Annotated in this window: 1 protein-coding gene; it reads left to right on the forward strand. The window is 35.1% G+C overall.

Features of this window, described 5'->3' with window-relative positions:
- Window positions 1-231 (forward strand): hypothetical protein (locus tag B0E34_RS22670; protein WP_228423001.1); only part of this gene is annotated, 231 nt, incomplete at both ends.

Consider the following 231-nt stretch of genomic DNA (forward strand, 5'->3'; position numbering starts at 1 on the left):
GGATTATAATGAATAATATTGTTGGTTTATATACTACTATTGATGATATCGGAAATCATGAGTGTCACTACACAAAAATTGGTGATTTCCAAAAAGGAAACAATCCTTGTATTGTAAGGTATGTCTCAGGCAGTGATGCAACTGTGAGATATCAAGATGAGGTTTATTCGCTTGAAGCAGGGATGATTCTTGGTGCGGATGCCCTAGTTGATACAAATAATTCATTTGTTG

Source organism: Chryseobacterium mucoviscidosis, from assembly GCF_002177115.1.
Lineage (GTDB): Bacteria > Bacteroidota > Bacteroidia > Flavobacteriales > Weeksellaceae > Chryseobacterium > Chryseobacterium mucoviscidosis.